Source organism: Arthrobacter sp. 05L428, from assembly GCF_056397665.1.
This window is the reverse complement of the sequence record NZ_JBFTNW010000003.1, coordinates 1-23,700: the sequence shown is the minus strand read 5'-3', so window position 1 is coordinate 23,700 and position 23,700 is coordinate 1. Positions and strand designations below refer to the sequence as shown.

The 23,700-nt window shown below is 67.6% G+C and carries 18 protein-coding genes, 1 tRNA gene and 1 rRNA gene; 9 read left to right on the top strand and 11 right to left on the bottom strand.

What is annotated here, in order from left to right; all coding sequences use genetic code 11:
* The first annotated feature begins 3 nt into the window (after nt 1–3).
* Together AC1DH3_RS08695 and AC1DH3_RS08690 are read left to right on the top strand one after the other, a co-directional pair.
* Nucleotides 4–2,856, top strand: coding sequence for an FAD-binding and (Fe-S)-binding domain-containing protein (locus tag AC1DH3_RS08695; protein ID WP_476909067.1), 2,853 nt, complete (start codon nt 4–6; stop codon nt 2,854–2,856).
* Nucleotides 2,857–2,975: 119 nt separating this feature from the next.
* A complete protein-coding gene (locus AC1DH3_RS08690; RefSeq protein ID WP_476909066.1) occupies nt 2,976–3,518 on the top strand; it encodes a hypothetical protein in 543 nt (180 codons plus the stop codon).
* Between the two features lie 344 nt (nt 3,519–3,862).
* On the opposite strand, the gene AC1DH3_RS08685 is transcribed toward AC1DH3_RS08690, so the two are convergent.
* Nucleotides 3,863–3,939, bottom strand: a tRNA-Thr gene (locus tag AC1DH3_RS08685).
* A gap of 149 nt (nt 3,940–4,088) precedes the next feature.
* Nucleotides 4,089–4,979: a DsbA family protein gene (locus AC1DH3_RS08680; protein WP_441418196.1), complete on the bottom strand. Its 891-nt coding sequence runs from the start codon at nt 4,977–4,979 to the stop codon at nt 4,089–4,091.
* Between the two features lie 270 nt (nt 4,980–5,249).
* Between AC1DH3_RS08680 and AC1DH3_RS08675 the strand changes: the two genes are divergently transcribed.
* From AC1DH3_RS08675 to AC1DH3_RS08665, 3 genes are all read left to right on the top strand, one after another.
* On the top strand, nt 5,250–6,701 hold the full coding sequence (locus tag AC1DH3_RS08675) for an alpha,alpha-trehalose-phosphate synthase (UDP-forming) (protein WP_441418392.1): 1,452 nt from the start codon (nt 5,250–5,252) through the stop codon (nt 6,699–6,701).
* Nucleotides 6,691–7,503 carry a trehalose-phosphatase gene (otsB, locus tag AC1DH3_RS08670; RefSeq protein ID WP_476893178.1) on the top strand — a complete coding sequence of 271 codons (813 nt, stop codon included), beginning with the start codon at nt 6,691–6,693 and terminating at the stop codon, nt 7,501–7,503. The genes AC1DH3_RS08675 and otsB overlap by 11 nt, the downstream gene beginning before the upstream one ends.
* Nucleotides 7,504–7,633: 130 nt before the next feature.
* Nucleotides 7,634–8,038: a hypothetical protein gene (locus tag AC1DH3_RS08665; RefSeq protein WP_476893179.1), complete on the top strand. Its 405-nt coding sequence runs from the start codon at nt 7,634–7,636 to the stop codon at nt 8,036–8,038.
* Nucleotides 8,039–8,063: 25 nt separating this feature from the next.
* Here AC1DH3_RS08665 and AC1DH3_RS08660 read toward each other — a convergent pair whose 3' ends face one another.
* Entirely contained in the window at nt 8,064–8,474 is a 411-nt protein-coding gene (locus tag AC1DH3_RS08660; protein ID WP_441418193.1) for a VOC family protein, read from the bottom strand.
* 258 nt (nt 8,475–8,732) lie between these two features.
* Here AC1DH3_RS08660 and AC1DH3_RS08655 point away from each other — a divergent pair, with 258 nt between their 5' ends.
* Entirely contained in the window at nt 8,733–9,815 is a 1,083-nt protein-coding gene (locus tag AC1DH3_RS08655) for an ABC transporter ATP-binding protein (protein ID WP_476909065.1), read from the top strand.
* Nucleotides 9,816–10,052: 237 nt separating this feature from the next.
* Nucleotides 10,053–11,462, top strand: a complete 1,410-nt coding sequence (locus tag AC1DH3_RS08650; RefSeq protein ID WP_441418391.1) for a DUF4032 domain-containing protein — start codon at nt 10,053–10,055, stop codon at nt 11,460–11,462.
* Nucleotides 11,463–11,568: 106 nt separating this feature from the next.
* On the opposite strand, the gene AC1DH3_RS08645 is transcribed toward AC1DH3_RS08650, so the two are convergent.
* From AC1DH3_RS08645 to AC1DH3_RS08625, 5 genes are all read right to left on the bottom strand, one after another.
* Nucleotides 11,569–12,939: an FAD-binding oxidoreductase gene (locus AC1DH3_RS08645; RefSeq protein ID WP_476893182.1), complete on the bottom strand. Its 1,371-nt coding sequence runs from the start codon at nt 12,937–12,939 to the stop codon at nt 11,569–11,571.
* Nucleotides 12,940–12,988: 49 nt separating this feature from the next.
* Complete coding sequence (locus AC1DH3_RS08640) at nt 12,989–14,863, bottom strand: glycoside hydrolase family 13 protein (RefSeq protein WP_476909064.1); 1,875 nt, start codon at nt 14,861–14,863, stop codon at nt 12,989–12,991.
* Between the two features lie 2 nt (nt 14,864–14,865).
* Nucleotides 14,866–15,828, bottom strand: coding sequence for a sugar ABC transporter permease (locus tag AC1DH3_RS08635; RefSeq protein WP_441418189.1), 963 nt, complete (start codon nt 15,826–15,828; stop codon nt 14,866–14,868).
* Nucleotides 15,825–17,477 carry an ABC transporter permease subunit gene (locus tag AC1DH3_RS08630; RefSeq protein ID WP_441418188.1) on the bottom strand — a complete coding sequence of 551 codons (1,653 nt, stop codon included), beginning with the start codon at nt 17,475–17,477 and terminating at the stop codon, nt 15,825–15,827. Before AC1DH3_RS08630 ends, AC1DH3_RS08635 begins: the two co-directional genes overlap by 4 nt.
* A gap of 122 nt (nt 17,478–17,599) precedes the next feature.
* Entirely contained in the window at nt 17,600–18,910 is a 1,311-nt protein-coding gene (locus tag AC1DH3_RS08625) for a sugar ABC transporter substrate-binding protein (RefSeq protein ID WP_441418187.1), read from the bottom strand.
* Nucleotides 18,911–19,234: 324 nt separating this feature from the next.
* On the opposite strand from AC1DH3_RS08625, the gene AC1DH3_RS08620 reads away from it, so the two are divergent.
* Together AC1DH3_RS08620 and AC1DH3_RS08615 are read left to right on the top strand one after the other, a co-directional pair.
* Nucleotides 19,235–20,980 carry a glycoside hydrolase family 13 protein gene (locus tag AC1DH3_RS08620; RefSeq protein ID WP_441418186.1) on the top strand — a complete coding sequence of 582 codons (1,746 nt, stop codon included), beginning with the start codon at nt 19,235–19,237 and terminating at the stop codon, nt 20,978–20,980.
* Nucleotides 20,981–20,982: 2 nt separating this feature from the next.
* A complete protein-coding gene (locus AC1DH3_RS08615; RefSeq protein WP_476909063.1) occupies nt 20,983–22,014 on the top strand; it encodes a LacI family DNA-binding transcriptional regulator in 1,032 nt (343 codons plus the stop codon).
* On the opposite strand, the gene AC1DH3_RS08610 is transcribed toward AC1DH3_RS08615, so the two are convergent.
* The 3 genes from AC1DH3_RS08610 to rrf form a co-directional block, all read right to left on the bottom strand.
* Nucleotides 22,011–22,700 carry a GNAT family N-acetyltransferase gene (locus tag AC1DH3_RS08610; protein WP_441418184.1) on the bottom strand — a complete coding sequence of 230 codons (690 nt, stop codon included), beginning with the start codon at nt 22,698–22,700 and terminating at the stop codon, nt 22,011–22,013. The two genes, AC1DH3_RS08615 and AC1DH3_RS08610, sit on opposite strands and share 4 nt — an antisense overlap.
* The gene (locus AC1DH3_RS08605; RefSeq protein ID WP_476893189.1) at nt 22,693–23,181 is read right to left on the bottom strand and encodes an SRPBCC domain-containing protein; all 489 of its coding nucleotides are present in this window, start codon (nt 23,179–23,181) and stop codon (nt 22,693–22,695) included. The genes AC1DH3_RS08610 and AC1DH3_RS08605 overlap by 8 nt, the downstream gene beginning before the upstream one ends.
* A gap of 124 nt (nt 23,182–23,305) precedes the next feature.
* A 5S ribosomal RNA gene (rrf, locus tag AC1DH3_RS08600) occupies nt 23,306–23,422 on the bottom strand.
* Nucleotides 23,423–23,700: the final 278 nt, after the last annotated feature.

The following is a 23,700-nucleotide window of genomic DNA, read 5'->3' as shown; positions in this document are numbered from 1 at the left end:
CGCATGACCGCCACGGCCGCCGCCGCGCCCCTGATCGACCAGCTGAACCTCGACACGGTCAGCACAAGGGACCTGGACCGCCGGGCCATGGCGCACGACGCGTCCCACTACCTGCTGATCCCCCAGGGCGTCGCCACCCCGCGCAACGCCGACGACGTCGGGCATCTGCTGCGCCGCAGCCGCGAGCTCAACCTGCCCGCCACGTTCCGTTCCGGCGGCACGAGCCTCTCCGGCCAGGCGCTCAGCGACAGCCTGCTGATCAACACCCGCCAGCATTTCCGCGGCATTGAGGTCCTCGACGGCGGCGCCCGCGTCCGCGTCCAGCCCGGCGCCACCATCCGCAGCGTCAACGCCCGCCTGGCCGCGTTCGGCCGCAAACTCGGCCCCGACCCGGCGAGCGAAATCGCCTGCACCGTGGGCGGCGTGATCGCCAACAATTCTTCCGGGATGGCCTGTGGCACGGAGTTCAACACCTACCGCACCCTGGAATCCATGGTCTTGGTGCTGCCCTCGGGCACAGTCATCGATACCGCCGACGCCGACGCGGACGCGCGCCTGCGCGAACTGGAGCCGGAACTCCACGAGGGCCTGCTGCGGCTGCGCCGCCGGGTGGCCGGAAACGCGGAGTCGGTGCGCACCATCACCTCGCTGTTCTCGATGAAGAACACGATGGGCTACGGGGTAAACTCGTTCCTGGACTACGAACGCGCCGTCGACATCCTGATGCACCTGATGATCGGCAGCGAAGGCACCCTCGGCTTCGTGGCGGAAGCGGTCTTCCGCACCGTCGAGGTCAAGCCCGCCGTCGCCACCGGGCTGCTGGTCTTCAACACGCTCGCCGCAGCCACGGCCGCCCTGCCCGAGCTGGTGGCATCCGGCCTGGCGACCATCGAACTGATGGACGCCGCCGCGTTGAAGGTCGCGCAGCTCGCTGCCGACGCGCCCGCGGCCATCCGTTCGCTCCCGGTCGAGGGACACACCGCGCTGCTGGTGGAACACCAGGGCGCCGACGCCGCGGAACTGACCGGCAAGCGTCACAACTCGCAGCCGCTCTTCGCGTCCCTGGACCTGGCCTCGCCGTTCGCGCTGACCACGGACCCGAAAGACCGCGCGGCACTCTGGCACGTGCGCAAGGGCCTCTACACGACGGTGGCCGGCGCCCGCCCCTCCGGAACCAACGCGCTGCTGGAAGACATCGTAGTTCCGGTTGCAGCCCTGGCGGATACCTGCGGCGAACTGACCCGGCTCTTCGCCGAACACCGCTACGAGGACTCGGTGATCTTTGGCCACGCGAAGGACGGCAACGTCCACTTCATGCTCAACGAGCGCTTCGACGACCCCGCCCAGCTGCTGCGCTACCAGGCGTTTACCGACGACATGGTGGACCTGGTCCTCGGCGCTGGCGGCTCGCTCAAGGCCGAGCACGGCACCGGGCGCATCATGGCCCCGTTCGTCCGCCGCCAGTACGGCGACGAGCTCTATGAAGTCATGCAGGAGATCAAACGGCTGATCGACCCCGCCAATCTCCTCAACCCCGGCGTGCTGCTCGCGGAGGAGCCGCTTTCCTACGTTCAGAACCTCAAGGTGGCGCCGACGGTGGAGGAAGAGGTGGACCGCTGCGTCGAGTGCGGCTACTGCGAACCGGTCTGCCCGAGCAAGGACATCACCCTCACGCCCCGCCAGCGCATCGTGCTGCGGCGCGAGATGGCAGCCGCGGAACTGCGCGGCGACGACGCCTTGGCCGCCCGGCTGCGCAAGGACTACGAGTACGACGGCGTGCAGACCTGCGCGGCCGACGGCATGTGCGTCACCGCCTGCCCGGTGCTGATCAATACCGGGGACCTGGTCCGGCGGCTGCGGAAGGAAAACGCGAACGCCGTCGCGGAAGCCGGCTGGAGCGCCGCGGCGGACCACTGGGGCGCGGTCACGTCCGGCGGCGGCGTGGCCCTGACCGTGGCGAAGGCGATGCCCGCGCCGCTGGCCAAGGCAGCGACCGCCGTCGGCCGTGCGTTGCTGGGCGCGGAGACCGTTCCCGCCTACGACGCAGTGCTGCCCGGCGGCGGCTCCAGGCGCCGGCCGCGGCGCGACCCGGACAGCGTCGCCGTGTTTTTCCCCGCCTGCATCGGCACCATGTTCGGCCCCGCGGACACGCCCGGTGGCGCTGAGGGCGGTGCGGGCGGCCCCGCCAAGGGCTCGGCCCAGGCGTTCCTGGAGCTCTGCGAGCGCGCCGGCGTGGGGCTGACCGTTCCGGACGACATCGGCAGCCTGTGCTGCGGCACCCCGTGGAAATCCAAGGGCTTCGCGCAGGGCTACGCGGCGATGTCCGCGAAGGTCCTGGACGGCCTTTACGAGGCCAGCGGCCAGGGCCGGCTGCCGGTGGTGTGCGACGCCGCCTCCTGCACCGAGGGCCTGGAGACCATGAAGCGGCTCGCGGCCGAGGGCGGGGAACGGTACGCCGGGCTGCGGTTCGTGGACTCGGTGGAGTTCGTGCACCAGCACGTGCTCGGGCAACTGACCGTCACCGCGCCGGTGGGATCCATGGCCCTGCATCCGACCTGTTCTTCCACCCAGCTGGGGACCAACGGTGCGCTGATGGACATCGCCCGGGCCGTGACCGGGGACGTGTTTGTGCCGCTGAACTGGGGCTGCTGCGCCTTCGCCGGCGACCGCGGCCTGCTGCACCCGGAACTGACCGACTCCGCCACGGACAAGCAGGCCCGGGAAATCAACGAACGCGAGTTCGACGCCTACGCCTCAACGAACCGCACCTGCGAACTGGGCATGTCCAAGGCCACCGGCCACTCCTACCGGCACCTGCTGGAAATCCTGGAAGAGGCCACCCGTCCGGAGGGGTGAGGGGCGGGTGAGGAGCGGGTGAGTGGCCGGTTCGACGGTTCCGTGCCAATTCGACGTTTCAAGGCGTCGAATCCGCAGGGAACCGTCGAAGTGGCGGAATGGGGCCGTAGACTCGGCGCATGTCTGGTTTTGGGGGAACGAAGGCAGTCCGCTCCATTGCGGCATTCACCATCAGCCTGCTGCTGGCCGCGGGCCTGGGCGGCTGCACTTACGAGGATCCGGGCGATCCGCAACGCACGGCTAGCCAAAGCCACGGGGCGGCGCCCAGCACTGCGACGAAGGATCCCGATGTCCTGGCGGTGGAGGCGCGCAACTACGCGGAACTGGAGCGGCGCTTGGCGAAGGCTTTCGGGCCTGTGATCCTGGCCGACTCGGGCCCCGCCGACGGTCCGGGAGTGGGATTCAGCAAGGCTGCGGCCGTCCCGTCGGCCGGTCAGCATACTGTCACCATGGCCTGCGTCGGCATTCCGCATGCCCAGATCTACCTCTCCCAGGACACGGACAGCGGAACCGAGCATACGGTATTCGAGGTTGACTGCTCACGGACCCAGACGCAGGTAGTTCAGCTGGCGGAAGGGCCCGTCGGCGCCCAGCTCACCCGCGTCCACCCGGACGGCGCCTGGACCGGGGCGGTCGCCGGGATCAGGATCACAGCTCCATGAGACTCGAGGGCTGGAATATCACGGTCTTCCTGCTACTCCTAGTGGCTGCAGCCGCTGTGGTGCAGGGCGTGACGTTGCTTGTCGCGTGGGCAGTGCGGCTGCTCCGGCGGCGAAGCAGCGGCGGCGGCTCCGGGGCACCTCCTCCCTGAGGCTTGCCTCCTCGGTCAGCAGCCCTGGCAGCTCAACTCGGCCTTCCCCAGGGACCCGTTTCGACGGTTCCCTGCGCACTCGACGTTGAGAAGCATCGAGTGCGCAGGGAACCGTCGAAACGGCGGCGCAGGCAGGCTCCAAGCGCACAAAAAACCCCTCCATCCCGGGCAAAATCGCCGGGACGGAGGGGTTCGTGGGGCCCCCTGTCGGATTCGAACCGACGACCCCCGCTTTACAAGAGCGGTGCTCTGGCCAACTGAGCTAAGGAGGCAATCCGCCGTCGTCGCCTGACCGAAAATCCGGCCCGACGCTGACTGCTAGATAAGGGTAGCCCACGGACCCCCGCCGGAGAAAAATGCCGGAAACGAGACAGCCCGGCCCCGGACGGATCCGGGGCCGGGCTGCTGTTTCGTGCGGCGGTTACTTCTTGGCGTCCACCGCGGCCTGCAGGAACTGCTCGAACGGGGTCTGCGCGCTGGCGCCCTTGCCCCACTGCTTGCCCTCGACGAAGACCGTCGGCGTACCCGTGACACCGATGGCCGCCGCCTCCTGGGTGGTGTACTTCACGTACGGGCGGTACGTCTTGTCATCCACGCACTTGTCGATGCTCTTGGCCCCGACGTCGGTCGCCATCGTCTTGAGCTCCGCGTCGGAGAGGCCCGCAGTGCCCTCGGCCGGCTGCTTGGCGAACAGGGCGTCAACGAAGTCCGAGTACTTTTCCGGGGATTCGTTCACGACGCAGGCCGCGGCATTGGCGGCCCGCGAGGAGTAATTGGTGCTGGAGCGGCTGTCCAGGAAGCCCAGCGGACGGTACTCGACCGTAATCTTGCCCTCGTTGCGCAGCTTGGTGAGGGTGGGGTTGTACTGCGCCTCGAAGTTCTTGCAGACCGGGCAGATGAAGTCGATGTAGAGGACCACCTTGACCGGCTTGCCGGCCTCGGCCTCGGCGCCGGGTGCCTTGATGTCGGCGGGAGGCGTCGCGGCGGGCGAGGGCAGGTCCGCGACATTGACGGTGGCCGGTTCGGTCTTCGCCACTGCGGTGTTGGCCAGCAGGGTGACGCCGCCGTGGACGTTGCCGTTGGCCGGCGTCGGGCCGGAGTCGGCTACCGGGGCGTTGTTCTTGATGTTCGAGGTGACCACCAGGGCCACAATCACGATGATGGCGACGACGGCGGCCACGATGCCCCAGCCGATGAGCAGCTTGTTGCGCTTTTCCTTCTTCAGCTGCGCCTCGCGGATCTCACGGGCTTTCTCGCGGGCCGCGGCGGTGCGCTCCGCTTTGGACTGACGGGGTTCGTTTGCGGCGCTCATTGGTTCCTCGTGTCGATCGGCCTGGGATGGTCCACTGGGTGGCAACTTCATCATTTTAGGGGAGAAACCTGAGGAGCTTGCGCTTTCAAGTTTCCTTCCGTGTGCCCAACGGACGAATAGCACAGAAGATTCCGCCCGGCTAGGGTGGATGAGAGCCACAAGCGACCCCAGGGGGCACCAATGCAAGCAACCGAGAGCGTTGAGCAGCGCGCCGAGCAGGAGACTGCACAGACAGCCGACGGGGGGCAACACACCGAGCCCGCCACCGAAATGCACGCCAACGCGTCGGAGCCAGGCGCCACCTTCGATTTCATGGTGGTGTCCAACCGCATGCCGGTCGACCGGTGCTCCCCGGATGAGCCCGGCTGCGAGGACGGCTGGCGCCGTTCCCCCGGCGGCCTGGTGACCGCGCTGGCGCCGATGATGACCAAGACCGACGGCGCCTGGGTGGGCTGGCACGGCGCCCCCGACGAGCACCTCGAGCCGTTCAGCCACGGCGGCATCGACCTCATCCCGGTCCAGCTCAGCACGCGGGATATCGAGCTCTTCTATGAGGGCTTCTCCAACGCCACGCTCTGGCCGCTCTACCACGACGTGATCGCCCCTCCCGAGTTCCACCGCGCCTGGTGGGACTCGTACCGCAAGGTCAACAAACGGTTCGCCGACGCCGTCGTCCGCCATGCCGCCAAGGGCGCCACTGTCTGGGTGCAGGACTACCAGCTGCAGCTGGTCCCCAAGATGCTCCGCGAGGCGCGCCCGGACCTCAAGATCGGCTTCTTCAACCACATCCCGTTCCCGCCACCGGAGATTTTCGCGCAGCTGCCGTGGCGCCGCGCAATCATCGACGGGCTCCTGGGCGCGGACCTGGTGGGCTTCCAGCGCAGCAGCGACGCCGGGAACTTCATGCGCTCCGCCCGCCGCTTCCTCGGGGCCAGCGTCAAACAGCAGCAGGTCCACGTCAAGGGCGCCGACGGCGAAACCACGCACATTGCCCGCGCGCAGGCCTTCCCGATCTCCATCGACGTGAAGCAGATCAGTGAACTGGCGCGGAAGCCGGAGATCATCGAGCGCGCCAAGCAGATCCGCCGCGACCTCGGCAACCCCAAGACCATCCTGCTGGGCGTCGACCGGCTGGACTACACCAAGGGCATCCGGCACCGGCTCAAGGCCTACGAGGAACTCCTGCAGGACGGAAAGGTCACGGTGGAGGACGCCTCCCTGATCCAGGTTGCCAGCCCCAGCCGCGAACGCGTCGAACAGTACCGACTGCTGCGCGAAGAAGTGGAAGGCACCGTCGGCCACATCAACGGCACCTACGACACGATGCAGAACACCGCCGTCCGGTACCTGCACCACAGCTACCCGATCGAGGAAATGGTGGCCCTGTACCTGGCCGCCGACGTCATGCTCGTCACCGCCCTGCGCGACGGCATGAACCTGGTCGCCAAGGAATACGTCACGGCCCGGACCAACAACGACGGCGCCCTGGTGCTCAGCGAATTCGCCGGCGCCGCGGACCAGCTCAAACAGGCGCTCCTGATGAACCCGCACGACATCGACGGCCTCAAGGACACCATCATGAAGGCGGTCAACATGCAGCCCGCCGAGGCCGCTCGCCGGATGCGCGCGATGCGCAAGCAGATCCTCACCCACGACGTCGACCTCTGGTCCGCGGACTTCCTCAGCGCGCTCAAGGAAAAGGTGGTCCGCGATGACTCCTGAGCCCAACCCAGCCCGGACCAGCCTCTCCCTCTCCCCCGAACTGCTGGCGGCCGTGCACCGCGTCGCCGGCACGGAACAGCTGTTGGTGGCCATGGACTTCGACGGCACCATGGCCCCGCTGGTGGACCATGCGGGGGACGCCCGGGCACTGCCCCGCTCGGCCGCCGCCTTCGCCGCCCTCGCGGAGTTGCCGCGGACGACGACGGCGCTCATCTCCGGCCGGGCCCTGGACAGCCTGCGGGCGGTCGCCTCGCCGCCGGAGAACACCCTGCTGATCGGCAGCCACGGCGCGGAAGTCTGGATGGGCCCCGGTTCCACCGAACTCCAGCTCGACGACGCGCAGCGGGAACTGCTCGCGGACGTGCGGCGGATCCTGGCCGAGATCGTGGACGTCGCGCCCGGCACCCTGCTCGAAGACAAGCCCGCCGGCGTCGTGCTGCATACCCGCCTGGCCGCCGACGACGTCGCCGAGGATGCCGTGGCGGCCGCCAAGGCCGCTCTGCAGGACCGCGCGGGCGTCTTCCTCAAGACCGGAAACCGTGTGCTGGAAACCGCCGTCGTGCACGCCTCCAAAGGCGAGGGGATCTCATTCCTCCGCCAGGCCACCGGGGCCACCGCAGTCGTCTTCGCCGGCGACGACACCACGGACGAGGACGCCCTGGGCAGCCTCATCCGCGGGGACCTGGGCGTCAAGGTCGGATTGGACTTCACCCAGGCTGAGTTCCGGGTGGAGGCGCCTGTGCATGTCTCCGAGTTTCTGGAAGCGCTGCTGCGGGAACGGCGAAAGGCCGTCGGCGCCTAGGCAGTCGCCGCTCCGCTCCTGGACGCCTTCACCACGGCGCTCCCGGCACATCCTGTTGATGACCGCCTGCCCTCGCTAGACTTAAATTGCGCCGCACAAGACGCAGATTTCGTTTCGGGAAGGAACGATCATGACCAAGAACAGCGGCAAGGAAAACACCTCGGATGCAGCCGGTTCCGGCACGAACCCCGAGGAAAAAGACCTCCGGGGCCGGTACGTCGAAGGCGACTTCGGCAAGTCCGGCGCACAGTCCGGCCGGCACGCGGACGACGAGGAAGGCCAGTACATTGAAGGCAACTACGGCGCGGCGGGATCCGAAGGTGGACTGCCCGAACCGCTAGGCGACAAGGCCCGGGAATCGGGACGCTACGTCAGGGCGGACTACGGCGGGGCCGGATCTGCGCCGGCGCGCACCGCGGACTCGGAAGTCGGACGGTATTCCGAGGGCAACTACGGGACCGATGGCACGGTGGACCCCACGCGCAAAGCCCGCCCGCGAAAAGAGTCGGAACCGAACCAAACTGACTCCCATTAGCTGACGATCAAGGCCTCAACGCCCATTAGCTGGATGCGGACTCCGGTTCGTAACCAATCAGCCAGTGAAGTCCGTGGCGGTCGACGACCTGGCCGTCTGAGGCGCCCCACGGCTTCGGGCCCAGGGGGTCCACCACCCGGCCGCCGGCCGAGAGCTTGTCGAACCACTCGTGCAGGACGGCCGGCGCGGCGGTCCCCAGGAGTGAGAGCATCAGGCCTTCGCACCGGACACCCTGCTGGCCCGCCGCCACATCCGATCCCGCCAGGGCTACAGGGCCGTTAAGCTGCCCGTGCGCGATGGCATCCGGCGGGCCGTCGGTGCGGTTGAACTCCTGATACGTAAACAGGGACAAGCCCCCGCCGAAAACGTCCGCGTAGAAGCCAAGCGCCTCCCGCGCCGTGCCGGGGAAGCTGACATAGATCTGCAAGGCCGTCATGGGCACAGCATACAGACCGCCCGGAGAGCCTGAGTGCGCAACCTCACCTGTGACATCCGTAACTTTTTAGCCCAAAAGCCAAAAATCTGACATACTCTGTATGTGATGTGGCGCACAACTACCGTGCGGCGTCATTGGATGCTCCTCGGCCTTGGCCGGGGAGCATGCGCATCCACCTCCGGATGCCACAACTGAATATGAAGAACCATTCACTACGGATCGTCCGGCACGTACCTGCCGGTGAAGGGATTGATAACTGTGGCTACAGTTACTTTTGATAACGCTACGCGTCTGTACCCGGGCACAGAGAAGCCCGCTGTTGACAAGCTCAACATTGAAATCGCCGATGGCGAGTTCCTGGTCCTCGTTGGACCCTCCGGCTGCGGAAAGTCCACCTCGCTGCGCATGCTCGCAGGCCTTGAGGACGTGAACTCCGGCCGGATCCTGATCGGTGACCGCGACGTCACGGACGTCCCGCCGAAGGACCGCGACATCGCCATGGTCTTCCAGAACTACGCCCTGTACCCGCACATGACGGTCGCGGACAACATGGGCTTCGCGCTGAAGATTGCCGGTGTCAGCAAGGAAGAACGCGCCGAGCGTGTCCGCGAAGCCGCCAAGCTCCTGGACCTCGAGCCGTACCTGGACCGCAAGCCGAAGGCCCTCTCCGGCGGCCAGCGCCAGCGTGTCGCCATGGGCCGCGCAATCGTGCGTAACCCGCAGGTGTTCCTGATGGACGAGCCGCTGTCCAACCTGGATGCCAAGCTCCGCGTGCAGACCCGCACGCAGATCGCGTCGCTGACCCGCCGCCTCGGCGTCACCACCGTCTACGTCACCCACGACCAGGTCGAGGCCATGACCATGGGCGACCGCGTCGCTGTGCTCAAGGACGGCCTGCTGATGCAGGTGGACACCCCGCGCAACCTCTACGACAAGCCGAAGAACGTCTTTGTCGCCGGCTTCATCGGCTCCCCCGCCATGAACCTGCTCGAACTCCCCGTTGTCGACGGCGGCGTGCAGTTCGGGGGCACCGTTTACCCGGTCCCGCGCGATGTCCTTGAGGACGCTTCCGGCTCCACCGTCACGCTGGGCACCCGTCCGGAAGACCTCGAGACCGCGCCGCAGGGCGAGGGCCTCCAGGTCGAGGTCGACGTCGTCGAAGAACTCGGCGCCGACGCCTACGTCTACGGCCACACCACGCTGGACGGCAAGGACCACGACATCGTGGCCCGCGTCGACGGCCGCCGTCCCCCGATGAAGGGCGAGACCGTCTGGGTCCGCCCGCAGTCGGGCCACGTGCACCTGTTCGACACCAAGACCGGCCTGCGCCTGGGCGACTAGTCCCCACCGGCCCCCTAACCTCGCTTCGCTTCGGTTAGGGATCCCTGCCGGCGTGGGCCCACCCACCGGCCCCCTAACCTCGCTTCGCTTCGGTTAGGGATCCCTGCCGGCGTGGGCCCACGTCAGCATCCGACGGCGGTCCTCCTCCGGGAGGGCCGCCGTCGGCCGTTAACCGGCAGATTTTAGGCGAGGCCCGCCCTCGTACGGGAGAATTGCGTTATGACCGAGGAAAACCGCATGACCGAGGACAACGGTGCCCAGTGGCACGACGAACCCACTGACTACGGCCAGATCGGCAAGCTGCCCCGGTACGAGGCCGCCAGCGCCAACGACAAGGCCGTCTCCAGTTCGCTGAGCATCACCGCCGCGGCCACGGAGCCCGAACTGCTGGACCTGCCCTGGCACATCGCCCTGGAGGACTGGCCGGCGGAATATCTTGCCGCCCTCCCCCGCGGCATCTCCCGGCACATCGTGCGGTTTGCCCACCTGGGCGGCTCGGTGATCGCCATCAAGGAAACCTCGGAGCACATCGCCCGGCACGAGTACCACATGCTCCGCAAGCTCGCCCGGCTGGATGTCCCCTGCGTGGAGCCGGTCGCTGTCATCACCGGCCGCACCACCCCGGAGGGCCGGCCGCTGAATCCCGTGCTGGTCACCCGGCACCTGAAGTTCTCCATGCCGTACCGCGCGCTGTTCTCGCAGATGCTGCGCAAAGACACCCTGACCCGCCTGATCGACGCCCAGGCCCTGCTGCTGGTCCGGCTGCACCTGATCGGCTTTTACTGGGGCGACGTCTCGCTCTCCAACACGCTCTTCCGCCGCGACGCCGGCGCCTTCGCGGCCTACCTCGTGGACGCCGAAACCGGCGAGCTGTACCCGGACCTGTCCACCGGACAGCGCGAGTACGACCTGGAAATCGCCCGGGTCAACATCGCCGGAGAACTGATGGACCTGCTCGACGGCGGCCTGATCGAGGAAAAGGTCGATCCGGTCGCCACCAGCGAGCTCATCATGGAGAGCTACCGGCGGCTCTGGACCGAGCTGACGGAAAAGGAATCCTTCGAAATCGGTGAGCGCTGGCGGGTGGCCGCACGCATCCGCCGGCTCAACGAACTGGGCTTCGACGTCGAGGAATACGCCATCAAGACCACGCAGAACGGCTCCACGATCCAGCTTCAGCCCAAGGTGGTGGACGCGGGGCACCATCAGCGCCGGCTGCTGCGCCTGACCGGCCTCGATGCGCAGGAAAACCAGGCCCGGCGGCTGCTGAACGACATGGACTCCTTCCGGGCGGATAACAACCCCGGCATGGACGAGGAATACAGCGCGCACCTGTGGGTAAGCCAGATCTTCGAGCCGATCGTCCGCTCGATCCCGCGCGACCTCTCCGGGAAGCTCGAACCGGCGGAGGCCGTGCACGAGATCCTGGAGCACCGCTGGTACATGTCCGAGAAGGAGAACCGGCACATTCCGCTGGCCGAGGCTGTGCAGTCCTACATCGATTCCGAGCTCCGGCACCGCCGGGACGAGGCCGCGATCATGCTGAACCCGGACACCGAACTGCTCAAGATCCTGGAAGTCGAAACCGAGGAGTCCCGGTACGGCGACGACGAGGCGATCGACGAATACCCGGACTCCGACGACTGAACACCCGCTTCCCGGCCCAACTAGCTCGCATTAGTTGTCGCTTTGAGAGTTCAAAACGACAACTATTGCGAGCTAGTTGGGTGGAACCGGTTCCGGCACAGCCGGTCTAAATCGCCTTGCCGGGGTTAAGGATCCCGGCCGGGTCGAAGAGCTCCTTGATCCGGCGCTGCAGTTCGCGCACCGGTTCCGTCTGCTCCAGGCCCAGCCAGCGCAGCTTGTACTGGCCGATGCCGTGCTCCCCCGTGATGGTGCCGCCCATCGCGAGGGCCACGGTGACCGAGTTGTCCAGGGCCGCTCCCAGCCGTTCCATGGCCGCGGCGTCCACCGCATCGCCGGCCCGGTCCACCCAGAAGGTGGGGTGCAGGTTGCCGTCACCGGCGTGGGCCACCACCTTGAGCTTGACCTGGTGCCGCACGGCCATCGCCTCCAGCTCCGCAACGTAGTCCACCAGCCGGGACCGCGGCACGGCGACGTCCTCGCCCACCCGGTATTCGTCGTCGACCTCGACGCCGCGGCTGTTGCGGCGGAGTTCCACCAGCTGTTCGGCCTCGGCACTGGCTTCCATGGTCACCACCGCTCCGCCGGCGGCCAGCAGCGGCCGGATCGCGGCGGCCTCCGCGGCGGCGCCGAAACCGTCGGTCTGGATCAGCAGCAGCGAGGCGCCCCGCGAGGCCAGGTCCGAGCCGTGGGCGTCGTCGAGCTGGGCGAGCGAGCCGCCGTCGAGCAGTTCCATGATGGCCGGCTGCACGCGCGCCTTGCCCACCGCGAGGACGCCCGCCGCGGCGCTGCGGAAGTCGGGATAGAACGCGGCGATGGTGTGGACTTCCCGGGGCAGGTACTTCAGCCGCACCGTGATCCCGACGACGATCCCGAGGGTGCCCTCGGAGCCCACGAACAAGCCCGTGAGGTCGTAGCCGGCCACACCTTTGAAGGTCTGGTGCCCGGTATGGATCAGCGTGCCGTCCGCCAGCACGACGTCGAGCGCCAGCACGGAGTCCCGCGTTACCCCGTACTTCGCGCAGCGCAGGCCGCCGGCGTTCGTGGCGACGTTCCCACCGATGGTGGAGATCCGGTAGCTGGCCGGGTCCGGCGCGTACATCAGGCCGTGCATCGCAGCGGCGTCGTTCAGTGCGGCGTTGATGACGCCGGGTTCGACGACGGCGGTCTCGTCGTCCGGGTTGAGGTCCAGGATGCGGTTCATCCGTTCCAGGCTGAGGACCACGCAGCCTTCGCTGGCGTGGGCGCCCCCGGAGACCCCGGTGCCCGCGCCGCGGGGCACCAGTGGAATCCGGTGGGCGGCACAGGCACGGACGGCGGCCTGGACGTCCGCCACCGATTCGGCCAGGACCACGGCCTGCGGGAGCTGGTAGTCCAGTACAGGCGCCTGGTCCACGGCGTACGCCGCCAGGGCCGCCTCATCCACGGTGACCTTCGCCCCGCCCAGGGCGGACGTCAACTCCTCAACAATGCCGCGCATGCGCTCTCCAGTTCTCCGTCGAATCCGGCCGTCAGTCTCGGCCTTCAGTCTAGGGTGCCGGCAGCACCACGCCCGGCAGCACCCAGAGGGCGGCCGCTGGGCCGCCACTGCGGAAGAGCGCGCCTGCGGCCCCCGGCTCCGCCACGATGTCGCCGGCAGCAAAGACATGCGGTTGCGCCAGCGCGGCGAGCTGCCCGGCGGAGAGCAGGCCAGTGGCGAGTTCGACGTCTGCGGCGGTCCTGGCCACGACCACCAGCACCGTGCTGTCCGCGGTTTCCCGCACAAAGGCCAGCGCGTCCCCCTGCGCGTGCAGCCAGCGGAGTCCGCCGCCGGTGAGGGCGGGCTGTTCCCGGCGCAGCGCGGTAAGCGCGGCATACGTGCCACGGAGGTCGGCCAGGATCCGCGCGGGGTCGGTCCAGGGCATGGGCGTGCGGGAAAACTCCCCGTTGTCGCCCTTGAGCCCGAACTCGTCCCCGGCAAACACCACCGGCACGCCGGGCAGGGTGAACATCAGCACAGCGCCCAGCTGCTGGCCGCCGTCGATCATGACCGTGGCGGCCCGGGCGGTGTCGTGGCTGTTCAGGGCATTCATGTTCTGCTGCCGGACGTCCCAGCTGAAGGCGGCGGCCAGGTCCTGGTGCGTGGCGAGGAAATCTTCAGCCCCGATCCGGTTGGGCCCGGGCAGCGGTGTGCCGAAGAAGTTGACGTGCCCGGCGTCGCCGGAGAGCCAGGCCCACAGCGGGCGGGTGAAATTGGAGTACGTCATGGCGCCGTGCCAATGTTCGCCGCTGAAATCCGGAGCGGCGTCGTTGGTCGCCTCCGCCAGCAGCGCCGCGTCCGGGTTGATTCCGCGGACCCGCTCCGCGATCAGCCGGGCCACTTCCTGATTGAGGTCGGTCTCCCCGAGCCGTCCGGTCATGTTGCCGACGTCGATCCGCCAGCCGTCCAGGCTGAACGGCGGGCGGAGCCAGCGGGCCACCGGGGATTCGTCGTCCAAGACGAACTTGTCCCGCAGGCCGGCCGAGGACCAGTTCAGCCTGGGCAGCGACGGCACGCCGTACCAAGCCTCGTAGGAGCTGTGGTCCTCGTTGAAGTAGTAGTAGCCGGCTTCCTCGGAGTCCGGTGCCGCCAGGGCGCGCTGGAACCATTCGTGCGCGTCGCCGGAGTGGTTGGCGGTGAGGTCCCCCAACACTTTCAGGCCGCGGGCGTGGGCCGCTTCCACGAGTTCGACCAGGGCCGCGTCGCCGCCCAGCAGCGGGTCCACCATGGAAAAGGTCGAGGCGTCATAGCGGTGGTTGGACCGCGCGGGAAAGAACGGCGTCAGGTAAATGATGTCCGCCCCGAGCCCCTGGATGTGGTCCAGGTGTTCCGTGACACCGTGCAGGTCGCCGCCGTAGAACTGGAAGGGTGTCTCGGCGGACGAGCCTTGCACTTCGGTGCCGTCCCAGTCGCTGGGCACGGCCCAGTCCGGGACCGGGTGCGCCGCTGCCCGGGCCGAGCGCGCGAAACGGTCCGGGAAGACCTGGTACATGGTGCCTTGGCGCAGCCACGGCGGGCCGGCCGGGAACGTAGTCAGCCGGAAGTCCGCGTAGTCGGAGACGTCCCTGCTGAACAGGCCCTGCGCGTTGAGGGTCCAGTACCGCGCGTCGGCCTCGATCAGGAACCGGTAGCGGGCCACCGGGTTGGTGACCGCCATGTCAGCTTCCCACCACACCCAGCCGTCGGCCTCGCCGATGTTCACGCAGCCCGTGTACCGGGGTTCGCCGTCGTGCACGGAGCGGAGCCAGACCCGGCTGGCCCGGCCCCACGCGTCCGGGATGCGGATCCGGAGCCGGGCCGCGGCTCCGGCCTCCACCGTTTGCGGTGCGTGCAGGCCGGACCCGTCGTGGTGCGGCAGCAGCCCGGCCATGCCAGCGCCGGACATGCCTAGCCCTTCACCGAGCCCTGCGTGAGCCCGCTGACGATGTAGCGCTGCAGGAACAGGAACAGGGCCATCACCGGGATGGCGCTGATGACCGCGCCGGCGGCAAAGACACCCCAGTTCTCGGAGCGCTGCTGCGCCACGAAGGAGTAGAGCCCGACGGCGAGGGTCTGGCTGTCCGGGTCCGTGAGCACCACGGACGCGATCACGAATTCGCCGGAGATGCCGATGAAGGACAGCAGCCCCACGACGGCCAGGATCGGCGTGACCAGGCGCATGATAATGCCGAAGAAGATCTGGCTGTGGCTCGCACCGTCAATCTTGGCGGCCTCGTCCAGGGACTGCGGCACGGTGTTGAAGAAGCCGTACATCAGGTAGGTGTTCACGCCCAGGGCGCCGCCCAGGTAGACCATGATCAGGCCCAGCTGGCTGCCCAGGCCCAGGGCGGGGATGACCTCGGAGATGCCGCTGAGCAGCAGGAAGATGGCGACGACGGCCAGCAGCTGCGGGAACATCTGCAGCAGGAGCAGGCTCAGCAGGCCCACCCGGCGGCCCGTGAAGCGCATCCGGGAGAAGGCATACGCTGCCATCGCCCCGAGGAACACCGTGGCCGCGGAGGTCACGCCGCCCACCACCATGGTGTTCAGGAACCACTGCGCAAAGGGCCGCGAGGGCATGTCGAACAGGGCGGTGAAGTTCCCGAAGTCGATCTTGCTGAACAGCGCGTTGGAACCCACCAGGGTGCCGGTGGAGTTCAGTGCCGCCGAGAGCACGTAGAGCAGCGGGAAGACGGCGAAGATCGTCACGATGACGCCCACCAGGTGGCGCCAGCCCTTGTCCTTGAACCAGACGCCGAAGGGGCGCCGGCGCTGCAGCGACTTGAGGTATTCGACGTCGGTGGTGCCGGTGGTGATGCCCTGCTCGGCCTGGTGCGCCGGAGCCGCGGTGCGCGGTGCTGACCCGTTCATGAGTTCACGTCCTCGAGTGCCTTGGTCTGCTTGAAACTGATGGCCGAAACGGTGGCCACGATGATGAAGATGATGATGGCGAGGGCGCTGGCCAGGCCGTAGTCACGGCCGGTGCCCTGCCCGAAGGCAACCTTGTAGACGAGGGTGATCAGGATGTCGGTGGCTCCGATGTCCCGGTCGGTGTCGGCGAACCGGGGTCCGCCGCCGGTGAGCATGAAGATCACGTTGAAGTTGTTGAAATTGAAGGCGAAGGAGGAGATCAGCAGCGGGGCGATCGAGACCAGCAGCAGCGGCAGCTTGATGGAGCGGAACACGCGCCACGGGCCGGCGCCGTCCATCCGGGCGGCCTCGTCCAGTTCGTTAGGCAGCGACTGCAGGGCGCCGGTGCAGACCAGGAACATGTAGGGGAAGCCGAGCCAGAGGTTGACCACCAGGACGCTGATCTTGGCCAGGACCGGATCCGTAAGCCAGCCGATCGAGGCCCCGCCAAGCAGGGTCTGGTTGAGCCAGCCGAACTCCGGGTTGAGGATGCCGGACCAGACCAGGCCGGTGAGGAACGCGGGGAAAGCGTACGGCAGGATCATCAGGATCCGGTACACCTTCTTGCCCTTGAGGTCTTCGCGGTTGAAGGTGATGGCCAGGAACAGGCCCATGGCGAAGGTCAGCGCGACGGAGGCCACGGCGAAGGTGAAGGTCCAAAGGATGACGCCCAGCAGGGGTCCGCGCAGGCTCGGATCGGTGAAGGCTCGGGCGAAGTTCTCCATCCCGACGTCGATCTTCCAGCCGGTGGACAGTGTCTCACCGTTGTCCGCGGCGAAGGCGCCCTTGCCGTTGTCGCGGTAGACCGCACCCGTGGTGGTGTCGGTGAAGGTGTCAGCGGCCGCGTCGTACTTCAGCGCCGGCTTGAACTGGTAGGCGTTGCTGCCGTCCGCGGTGCGCAGCGTGCCGTCGGCCGGGTTCGCGGAGACCGGCACGGTGATGTCCAGGATGCTTTGCTGGTTGGCCACGATTTCCTGGAAGTTCAGGGTTTGGTAGCCGTCCAGCGTCTTGGCCTTGCCGGTGGAGTCCTTGACGGCCCCGGAGACCTCCTTGAGCGGCGTCTCGGTGCTGCCGAGCGAGACCTTGCCCTGCGGGTCCGTGAAGAGCAGGTAGAAGGAGTTGTCCTTGGCCAGCACGGCTGTCTTGTAGGCCGGGGAGTCGGGTACCCGCTTCTGTGCGGTGAGCTGGATGGCGGCGATCGCGTCATCCTTGGTGCTGTTGTGGCCGTCGCCGTAGTTGGTGAAGGCGATGTAGCCGCTGAACATGACCACGAAGACCTGGAAAACCAGCAGGAAGAGCACGCCCGGGGCCAGGTACTTGGCGGGCAGGCCGCCCTTGCGCAGGTAGATCCAGTTGATCACCACTACGACGGCGGCGGAGACTCCCAGGGCCAGCCAGGACTGGCTCAGGAAGAGCATGATCAGGACGTAGACAGCGAGGGCATCGACAAGGCCCAGCAGCACGATCTTGGCGATGGTGCCCTTCACCCCCTCGGGGCCGGTCCGGCGTTGGCGGAGGGTTCTGGCCTGCCGGCCGGAGGTTGTGGTGGCGGGGTCCGGGGCGGACGACGCTGCGGGCTCGGTGTCCTCGCGGAGTTCGGTTTCTGACATGGCTGTCTACAGTCCTTGGGAGAAGCTGGGGTGATGCAGGAACGGGCCGGGCAGCCTGGTGGCCGCCCGGCCCGGTGCTGCCGGTTCCCGGCGCGTGGAAGCGTCAGGAACCGGCGCGGGGACTAACCCTTGATTTTGCTCTTGATGCTGGCTGCCATCTTGGCCCAGTCAGCAGCCGGGTCGCCCTGGCCCTTGATCAGGGCGAGCTCGGTGGCTCCCCAGTCAGCCCAGACAGCACTCATTTCCGGGATAGCCGGCATCGGGACGCCGGTGGCGCCGATCTTGCCGAAGGCGGCAACAACCGGGTCGCTGGCTGCCTTGTCGAAGGAGGCCTTCAGTGCCGGCGGGCGGCCGCCGGCCTTGTACATGGAGTCCTGGGCTGCCTCGGAGGTCAGGTAGTTGGTGACGAACTCATTGGTGGCCAGGGCGTTGGCGCTCTTGGCGCTGATGAAGAAGCCGTTGACGCCGATGAACGGCTGGGCCGGCTGGTCGCCGGCGGTCGGCAGCTCGTCAACGGCGAACTTGATGCCCTTCTTCTGTACGTCCGGGAGGTTCCACGGGCCGGTCAGGTAGTACGGGGACTCGCCGGCGAGGAACTTCTCCTTGGCGATGTCACCGGTGATGTTGGAGTTGATGATCTTTTCGCCCTTGTCGCCCCAGGCGGTGAGCTTCTTGGCGAACTCGACGCCGGCAGCGTCTCCGATCAGGAGCTGCTTCGGGTCGTAGCCGCCGTCGGCAGCCTTGCCGAAGACCTGCGAGCCCATGGAGGCCTGCAGCGGGTACAGGTGGTACGGGTCGCCCTGCTTCGGGTCCATGCCGACGAGGAACGGGAACTTGGCCTTGCCGTCTGCGACTGCCTTCTTGCCGTTGGCAATGACCTCGTCCATGGTCTTGGCCGCGTCGGGCACGATGGCCGTGTTGCGCAGCAGTGCGATGTTTTCGATCGCGTAGGGAACACCGTAGACCGAGCCGTTGAAGGACATGGCCTTGATCGAGGACTCCTGGAAGGCGTCCTTCTTGTCGCCAAGCTCGACGGGTGCGATCACGCCGTTCTGGACGAACTTGCCTACCCAGTCGTGCGGGCCGACGATGAGGTCCGGGCCCTTGCCCGTCGGGACCTGGGTGATGAAGTCGTCGCGCACAGCTGCGAAGTCCTTGACGACGAGCTTCACGTCGATTCCGGTGTCAGCCTTGAACTTCGCGGTGATGTCCTTCAGAGCGGGTGAACGCTCGGCGTCGACCCACATGGTGATCGTGCCGGCGCCGCCGGACTTGAGGTCCGGCTTCGCGGAGGCGGAGGCCGTGGCCGTGGCCGGACCGGAGGCTGCTGCGCCGCCGCAGGCGCTGAGCGCCAGCGCTGCAACAACGGAGATCGCACCGGCCGTGAATACCCGGCGGCTGGTTCCGGTTGTGAGGGTGTTCTGCACCTTCATTGGTGTCCCTTTCATAAAATCCTGCATCCACGCGTAGGGCTCTTCGGAAGTCTCCTGGGCCCGGTGGCATCGTCGGTGATGTGGCTCACAGCTGCAAGCGCTTCCAAGCTACACGGTGATGGACGCTTTGGAAAGTCATTCTAGCGTGGCGTGTCGCGGGGCGGCGACCACGCTGGGAGACTGCCAGACACCTCTAGAAGGCCTAGTGGCGCGGAACATGCGGGCCCATGCCGCGGATCCACCCCAGGCTCCCCGAGCAGACTCAAAAGATTTATCGACTGGAAGCGTTTTCAATTTCGACGTCGGGGACTTACGATTACCGGCATGTCCGTTGATTCAGTACTCACAGCCCCCGCCGCACTGGCCGGCCCGCTGACCCTGGTGCACGCTGCAGATGACACCCCCGGCTGGTGGCGCTCCGCCGTGATCTACCAGGTGTACCCGCGCTCGTTCCGGGACCTGAACGGCGACGGCGTCGGCGATCTGGCCGGCATCACCGCCGAACTCCCGCAGCTCGCCGAGCTGGAGATCGACGCGGTCTGGCTCTCGCCGTTCTACCGCTCCCCGCAGCGCGACGCCGGCTACGACGTCAGCGACTATTGCGACGTCGATCCCCTGTTCGGCACCCTGGCGGATTTCGACGCCATGATGGCCGAGGCCACGCGCCTCGGGCTGCGGCTGATCGTGGATCTCGTGCCCAACCACTGCTCGGACCAGCACTCCGCCTTCCAGGCGGCGCTGGCAGCCCCCGCAGGCAGCCCGGAGCGGGACATGTTCATCTTCCGGGACGGCCGCGGTGATTCCGGCGAGCAGCCCCCGAACAACTGGCAGTCGCACTTCGGCGGACCGGCGTGGACCCGGATCATCGAACCGGACGGCACCCCCGGCCAGTGGTACCTGCACCTTTTCGACACCTCCCAGCCCGACTTCAATTGGGACAACGACGCCGTCCACGCCGAATTCGAACGCGTCCTGCGCTTCTGGCTGGACCGCGGCGTCTCCGGCTTCCGGGTCGACGTCGCCCACGCCCTCGTCAAGGCGCCGGGCCTGCCCGAATGGGGCGGCCGCGCCGACGGCAACAGCTCGCACGGCTTCCCCGGGCACGAAGCCCCGATGTTCGGCCAGCCGGCGCTGCATGACATCTACCGGACCTGGCGCCGGATCCTGGCCGAATACGGCCCCGACCGCATCCTCTGCGCGGAAGCCAACGTGGACCCGCTCCCCCGGCTCGCCGACTGGGTCCGCCCGGACGAAATGCACCAGGCCTTCAACTTCCCTTACCTGCACGCCGGCCTGGACGTGCACCGGATGCGCCACGTCATCACGGAGTCACTGACCGCCCTGGACGCCGTCGGTGCGCCGAGCACCTGGGTGCTGTCCAACCACGACGTCGTCCGGCACGCCACCCGCTTCGGCTACAACGGACCAGCGCCCCGCGACGGGGACGGCATCGGCCCCGCCGACGTGCAGCCGGACGAGGAACTCGGACGCTCCCGGGCCGCGGCGGCCTCCATGTTCATGCTGGGCCTGCCCGGCGGCGCGTACCTCTACCAGGGCGAGGAACTCGGCCTCCCCGACGGCATCGACATTCCGGACAGCCAGCGCCAGGACCCCACCTTCGGTCGGACCGGCGGCGAGCGTCTGGGCCGGGACGGCTGCCGGGTGCCGCTGCCATGGCGTTCCGGCGAGCCCCACGCGGGCTTCGGCGCCGGAGCGGATCCGTGGCTGCCGCAGCCGGCGAGCTTCGCCGAGCTGGCCCGGGACGCGCAGGCCGCGTCGCCGTCGTCGCACCTGTCCCTGTACCGGCGGATGCTGGCGCTCCGGCGCGAGCTCAGCCTCGGCCAGGGCTCCCTCAACTGGATTGAAAACTGGTGCACGGACACCTCGCTGGCCTACCTCAACGGCACCACCGCGGTGCTGCTGAACGTCGGGCAGGAGCCGCTCGAACTGCCCGCCGGACAGGTGCTGCTGCGCAGCTCCGTGTCGGGGGAACAGGGTGAAGACGCCCATCGGTTAAGCTCAGGTGAAACTGTTTGGCTGGAAATCTACATCGAGGACACGGAGAGCTAAAAATGCCCGGCATCAAGGACGTCGCGGAACGGGCCGGCCTCTCCATCGCCACCGTTTCGCGCGCCTTGAGCGGCAAGGGCAATGTTTCGGCCCAGAGCCGTGAGCGCGCCCAGGCCGCCGCAACCGAGCTCGGTTTTGTCCTGTCATACCACGCCTCCAGCCTGGCGTCCGGGCGGAACCACAACGTCGGCGTCGTGGTTCCGTCCGTGCACCGCTGGTTCTTCTCCTCGGTGGTGGAGGGCGTATCCGCGACCCTGCTCGACGCCGGCTACGACCTCACGCTGTACAACGTCAGCGAGGGCGAGGAGCGCCGGCACAGCGTGCTCAACGACTTCCTGCTGCGCAAGCGCGTGGACGCGGTCATTGCGGTCTCCCTGGAGCTCAGCGAGGCCGAGATCCAGCAGCTGCTCGCCATCCACCGCCCCATCGTGGGGATTGGCGGGCCCCTGCCGGGCGCCTCGACGATCCGGATCAACGACTCGGGCATCGCCCAGGCGGCCGCCCGGCACCTGATCCAGCTTGGCCACAGCAGGATTGCGCATATGACCGGTGACGCGGCGTATGAGAAGGACTTCCGGCTGCCGGGCACGCGCCAGGGCGGCTTTACCAAGGCCATGCGCGACGCCGGGCTGACGATCCGTCCGGAATGGCTGGTCTCCGCCGACTTCACCATCCAGGGTGCTTACGCCAGCGCCCGTCAGCTGCTCGGCAGTTCCCCGGAACGCCCCACAGCGGTCTTCGCGGCCTCGGATGAGATGGCGATCGGCACCATCCTCGCCGCCCGCGACTTCGGACTGCGCGTTCCCCAGGATCTGTCCGTCATCGGCATCGACGGCCACGAACTCGGCGAACTATTCGGCCTCACCACCATCGACCAGGATCCTCGCGGTCAAGGGGCGATGGCGGTCCGCCGTCTGCTCGCAGGGCTCGACGGCGGCGCGGACACGGCGGCGGCGGACACCGAGTATCCGACGAAATTTGTGATCCGTTCCAGCACGGCCGTCCCGCCGGCCGACGCCGCACCCTTGCGCTAGCTGTACTCTGCCGGCGCTTCTGTAGCTTCTGGTGCTTCTAGTGCGCAGGGCGCGTCCAAGGGAAGTTCCATGATGATCTCCGAGCGGTCCGGATCAAGCGGGTAGGGTTCCCGCCGTCCGGTGTCCTTGAACCCGTGCCGGGAGTAGAACGCCTGGGCACGGCCGTTTGCCTCGTGCACGCCAAGTTCCAGCACCACGGCGCCGAGCTCATCCCGGGCACCGGCGATGGCCCGCCGCAGCATCTCGTCGGCCAGGCCGGAGCCCCGCAACTCCGGGCCCACGTAGACGCTGAGCAGCACTGCCTGGCGCGGACGGTCAGGATCCTGCGGGACCTTCGGCACAACGCGCATCAGTGCCCGCAGCCTGGCAGCGGCAAGGTCTTCACCGGCAGGCACTTTGACCTCGGCAGGCACCCCGCCGGCAGGGAGCGGCGAGGCGGAATGCGGGCTATCAGCCGGCTCCGCGGCATCTCCGGCCACGAGGGATACGCAACCCGAAGCCGCCATCAGCGCGGCGCGCTCCTGCCATTGCCGGTCCGTTTGCTCCCGGGCCGAGTCGAGGCTCTCCACGTAAGCCGTGGGCGCATCCTCCAGCATTTCCAGCCGTAGGGCGCGGTACTGTTTCCACTCCCCCGCTTCGAACCGACGGATCACGGGCCGGGTCACCGGCAGCTCACCGTCAGTCATCGGCGCCGCCCATAAACCGGACGAACCGCTGCAGCACGCCGGGCCAGCCCGCCTGGTAGTCCGCTCGCGTAGCGGCGGGGTCCTGCGCGCCTTCCCAGCCGCTGTGCACCAACCGGAGCTCGGTGCCGCCCTCAACGGCCCGGAAGGCCACCCGCAGCTCCGTGGACCACAGGGCCTGCGTCCCGGGATGCCAGGTGGCGTGGAAGGACAAGGGTGGCTGCCAGTCGTCGATGGACCCCCAGATGGCGGTCCTGCCGTCGTCTGCGGTCTCAAGAATGAGGCTTTCCTCGAACTCAACATAGGAGCCCGGGCCGTAGACGCTGTGGCCCTCGAGCGGCCACCAGAGGTGCGTGTGCTCGGTGAAACCCATGAAAGCCCGAGCCACGGGGCCGGGGACAACGACGGTGCATACCACCGGCTCCAGCCCTTCGGCCGGCTCGGGTTCCGGGGCTGCCGCGGCGTGGCTGAAGAGGTTATCCATAGGCATCAACTTTACAAGGGTCGGTGGTGTGCACGCCGGGAGTGCGGGAGGGGCGCTATACGTTTTTGGGGTTAAAGGGGGAGAGCCTCCAACCTGGTGGTTGGAGGCTCTCGACCTAATGTATGTCCGGCGGTGACCTACTCTCCCACACCCTCCCGGGTGCAGTACCATCGGCGCTGTGGGTCTTAGCTTCCGGGTTCGGGATGGGACCGGGCGTTTCCCCCACGCTATGACCGCCGTAACCCTGTGTCCGCGCCCCYGGGGCCCTGGTGAGGGTTGTCCTGGGGTGGGAAATCTGGTGGTTACAACTTGTCCGCTACCGCCCGTGGCGGGGCGGTGGTGGTGTTGTTATTCAGTTTTGGTTCCTTCWAGCAACGTGCCCGTGGCGGGTTTGTTGTTTGGGAACCACATAGTGGACGCAAGCAGTCTTGTTTCTTTGTACTCCTCTGCTGGTGTGAACGTCTTTTGAATCCGTTCACGCAAAGGAGTGTGTGGTGTAAGTTATCGGCCTATTAGTAC

Bases quoted from the DNA above. Each gene is read 5' to 3' on its own strand.
- AC1DH3_RS08695 (WP_476909067.1), top strand. From the start codon at position 4: ATGACCGCCACGGCCGCCGCCGCGCCCCTGATCGACCAGCTGAACCTC.
- AC1DH3_RS08690 (WP_476909066.1), top strand. From the start codon at position 2,976: ATGTCTGGTTTTGGGGGAACGAAGGCAGTCCGCTCCATTGCGGCATTC.
- AC1DH3_RS08680 (WP_441418196.1), bottom strand. From the start codon at position 4,979: ATGAGCGCCGCAAACGAACCCCGTCAGTCCAAAGCGGAGCGCACCGCC.
- AC1DH3_RS08675 (WP_441418392.1), top strand. From the start codon at position 5,250: ATGCACGCCAACGCGTCGGAGCCAGGCGCCACCTTCGATTTCATGGTG.
- otsB (WP_476893178.1), top strand. From the start codon at position 6,691: ATGACTCCTGAGCCCAACCCAGCCCGGACCAGCCTCTCCCTCTCCCCC.
- AC1DH3_RS08665 (WP_476893179.1), top strand. From the start codon at position 7,634: ATGACCAAGAACAGCGGCAAGGAAAACACCTCGGATGCAGCCGGTTCC.
- AC1DH3_RS08660 (WP_441418193.1), bottom strand. From the start codon at position 8,474: ATGACGGCCTTGCAGATCTATGTCAGCTTCCCCGGCACGGCGCGGGAG.
- AC1DH3_RS08650 (WP_441418391.1), top strand. From the start codon at position 10,053: ATGACCGAGGACAACGGTGCCCAGTGGCACGACGAACCCACTGACTAC.
- AC1DH3_RS08645 (WP_476893182.1), bottom strand. From the start codon at position 12,939: ATGCGCGGCATTGTTGAGGAGTTGACGTCCGCCCTGGGCGGGGCGAAG.
- AC1DH3_RS08640 (WP_476909064.1), bottom strand. From the start codon at position 14,863: ATGTCCGGCGCTGGCATGGCCGGGCTGCTGCCGCACCACGACGGGTCC.
- AC1DH3_RS08635 (WP_441418189.1), bottom strand. From the start codon at position 15,828: ATGAACGGGTCAGCACCGCGCACCGCGGCTCCGGCGCACCAGGCCGAG.
- AC1DH3_RS08630 (WP_441418188.1), bottom strand. From the start codon at position 17,477: ATGTCAGAAACCGAACTCCGCGAGGACACCGAGCCCGCAGCGTCGTCC.
- AC1DH3_RS08625 (WP_441418187.1), bottom strand. From the start codon at position 18,910: ATGAAGGTGCAGAACACCCTCACAACCGGAACCAGCCGCCGGGTATTC.
- AC1DH3_RS08620 (WP_441418186.1), top strand. From the start codon at position 19,235: ATGTCCGTTGATTCAGTACTCACAGCCCCCGCCGCACTGGCCGGCCCG.
- AC1DH3_RS08615 (WP_476909063.1), top strand. From the start codon at position 20,983: ATGCCCGGCATCAAGGACGTCGCGGAACGGGCCGGCCTCTCCATCGCC.
- AC1DH3_RS08610 (WP_441418184.1), bottom strand. From the start codon at position 22,700: ATGACTGACGGTGAGCTGCCGGTGACCCGGCCCGTGATCCGTCGGTTC.
- AC1DH3_RS08605 (WP_476893189.1), bottom strand. From the start codon at position 23,181: ATGGATAACCTCTTCAGCCACGCCGCGGCAGCCCCGGAACCCGAGCCG.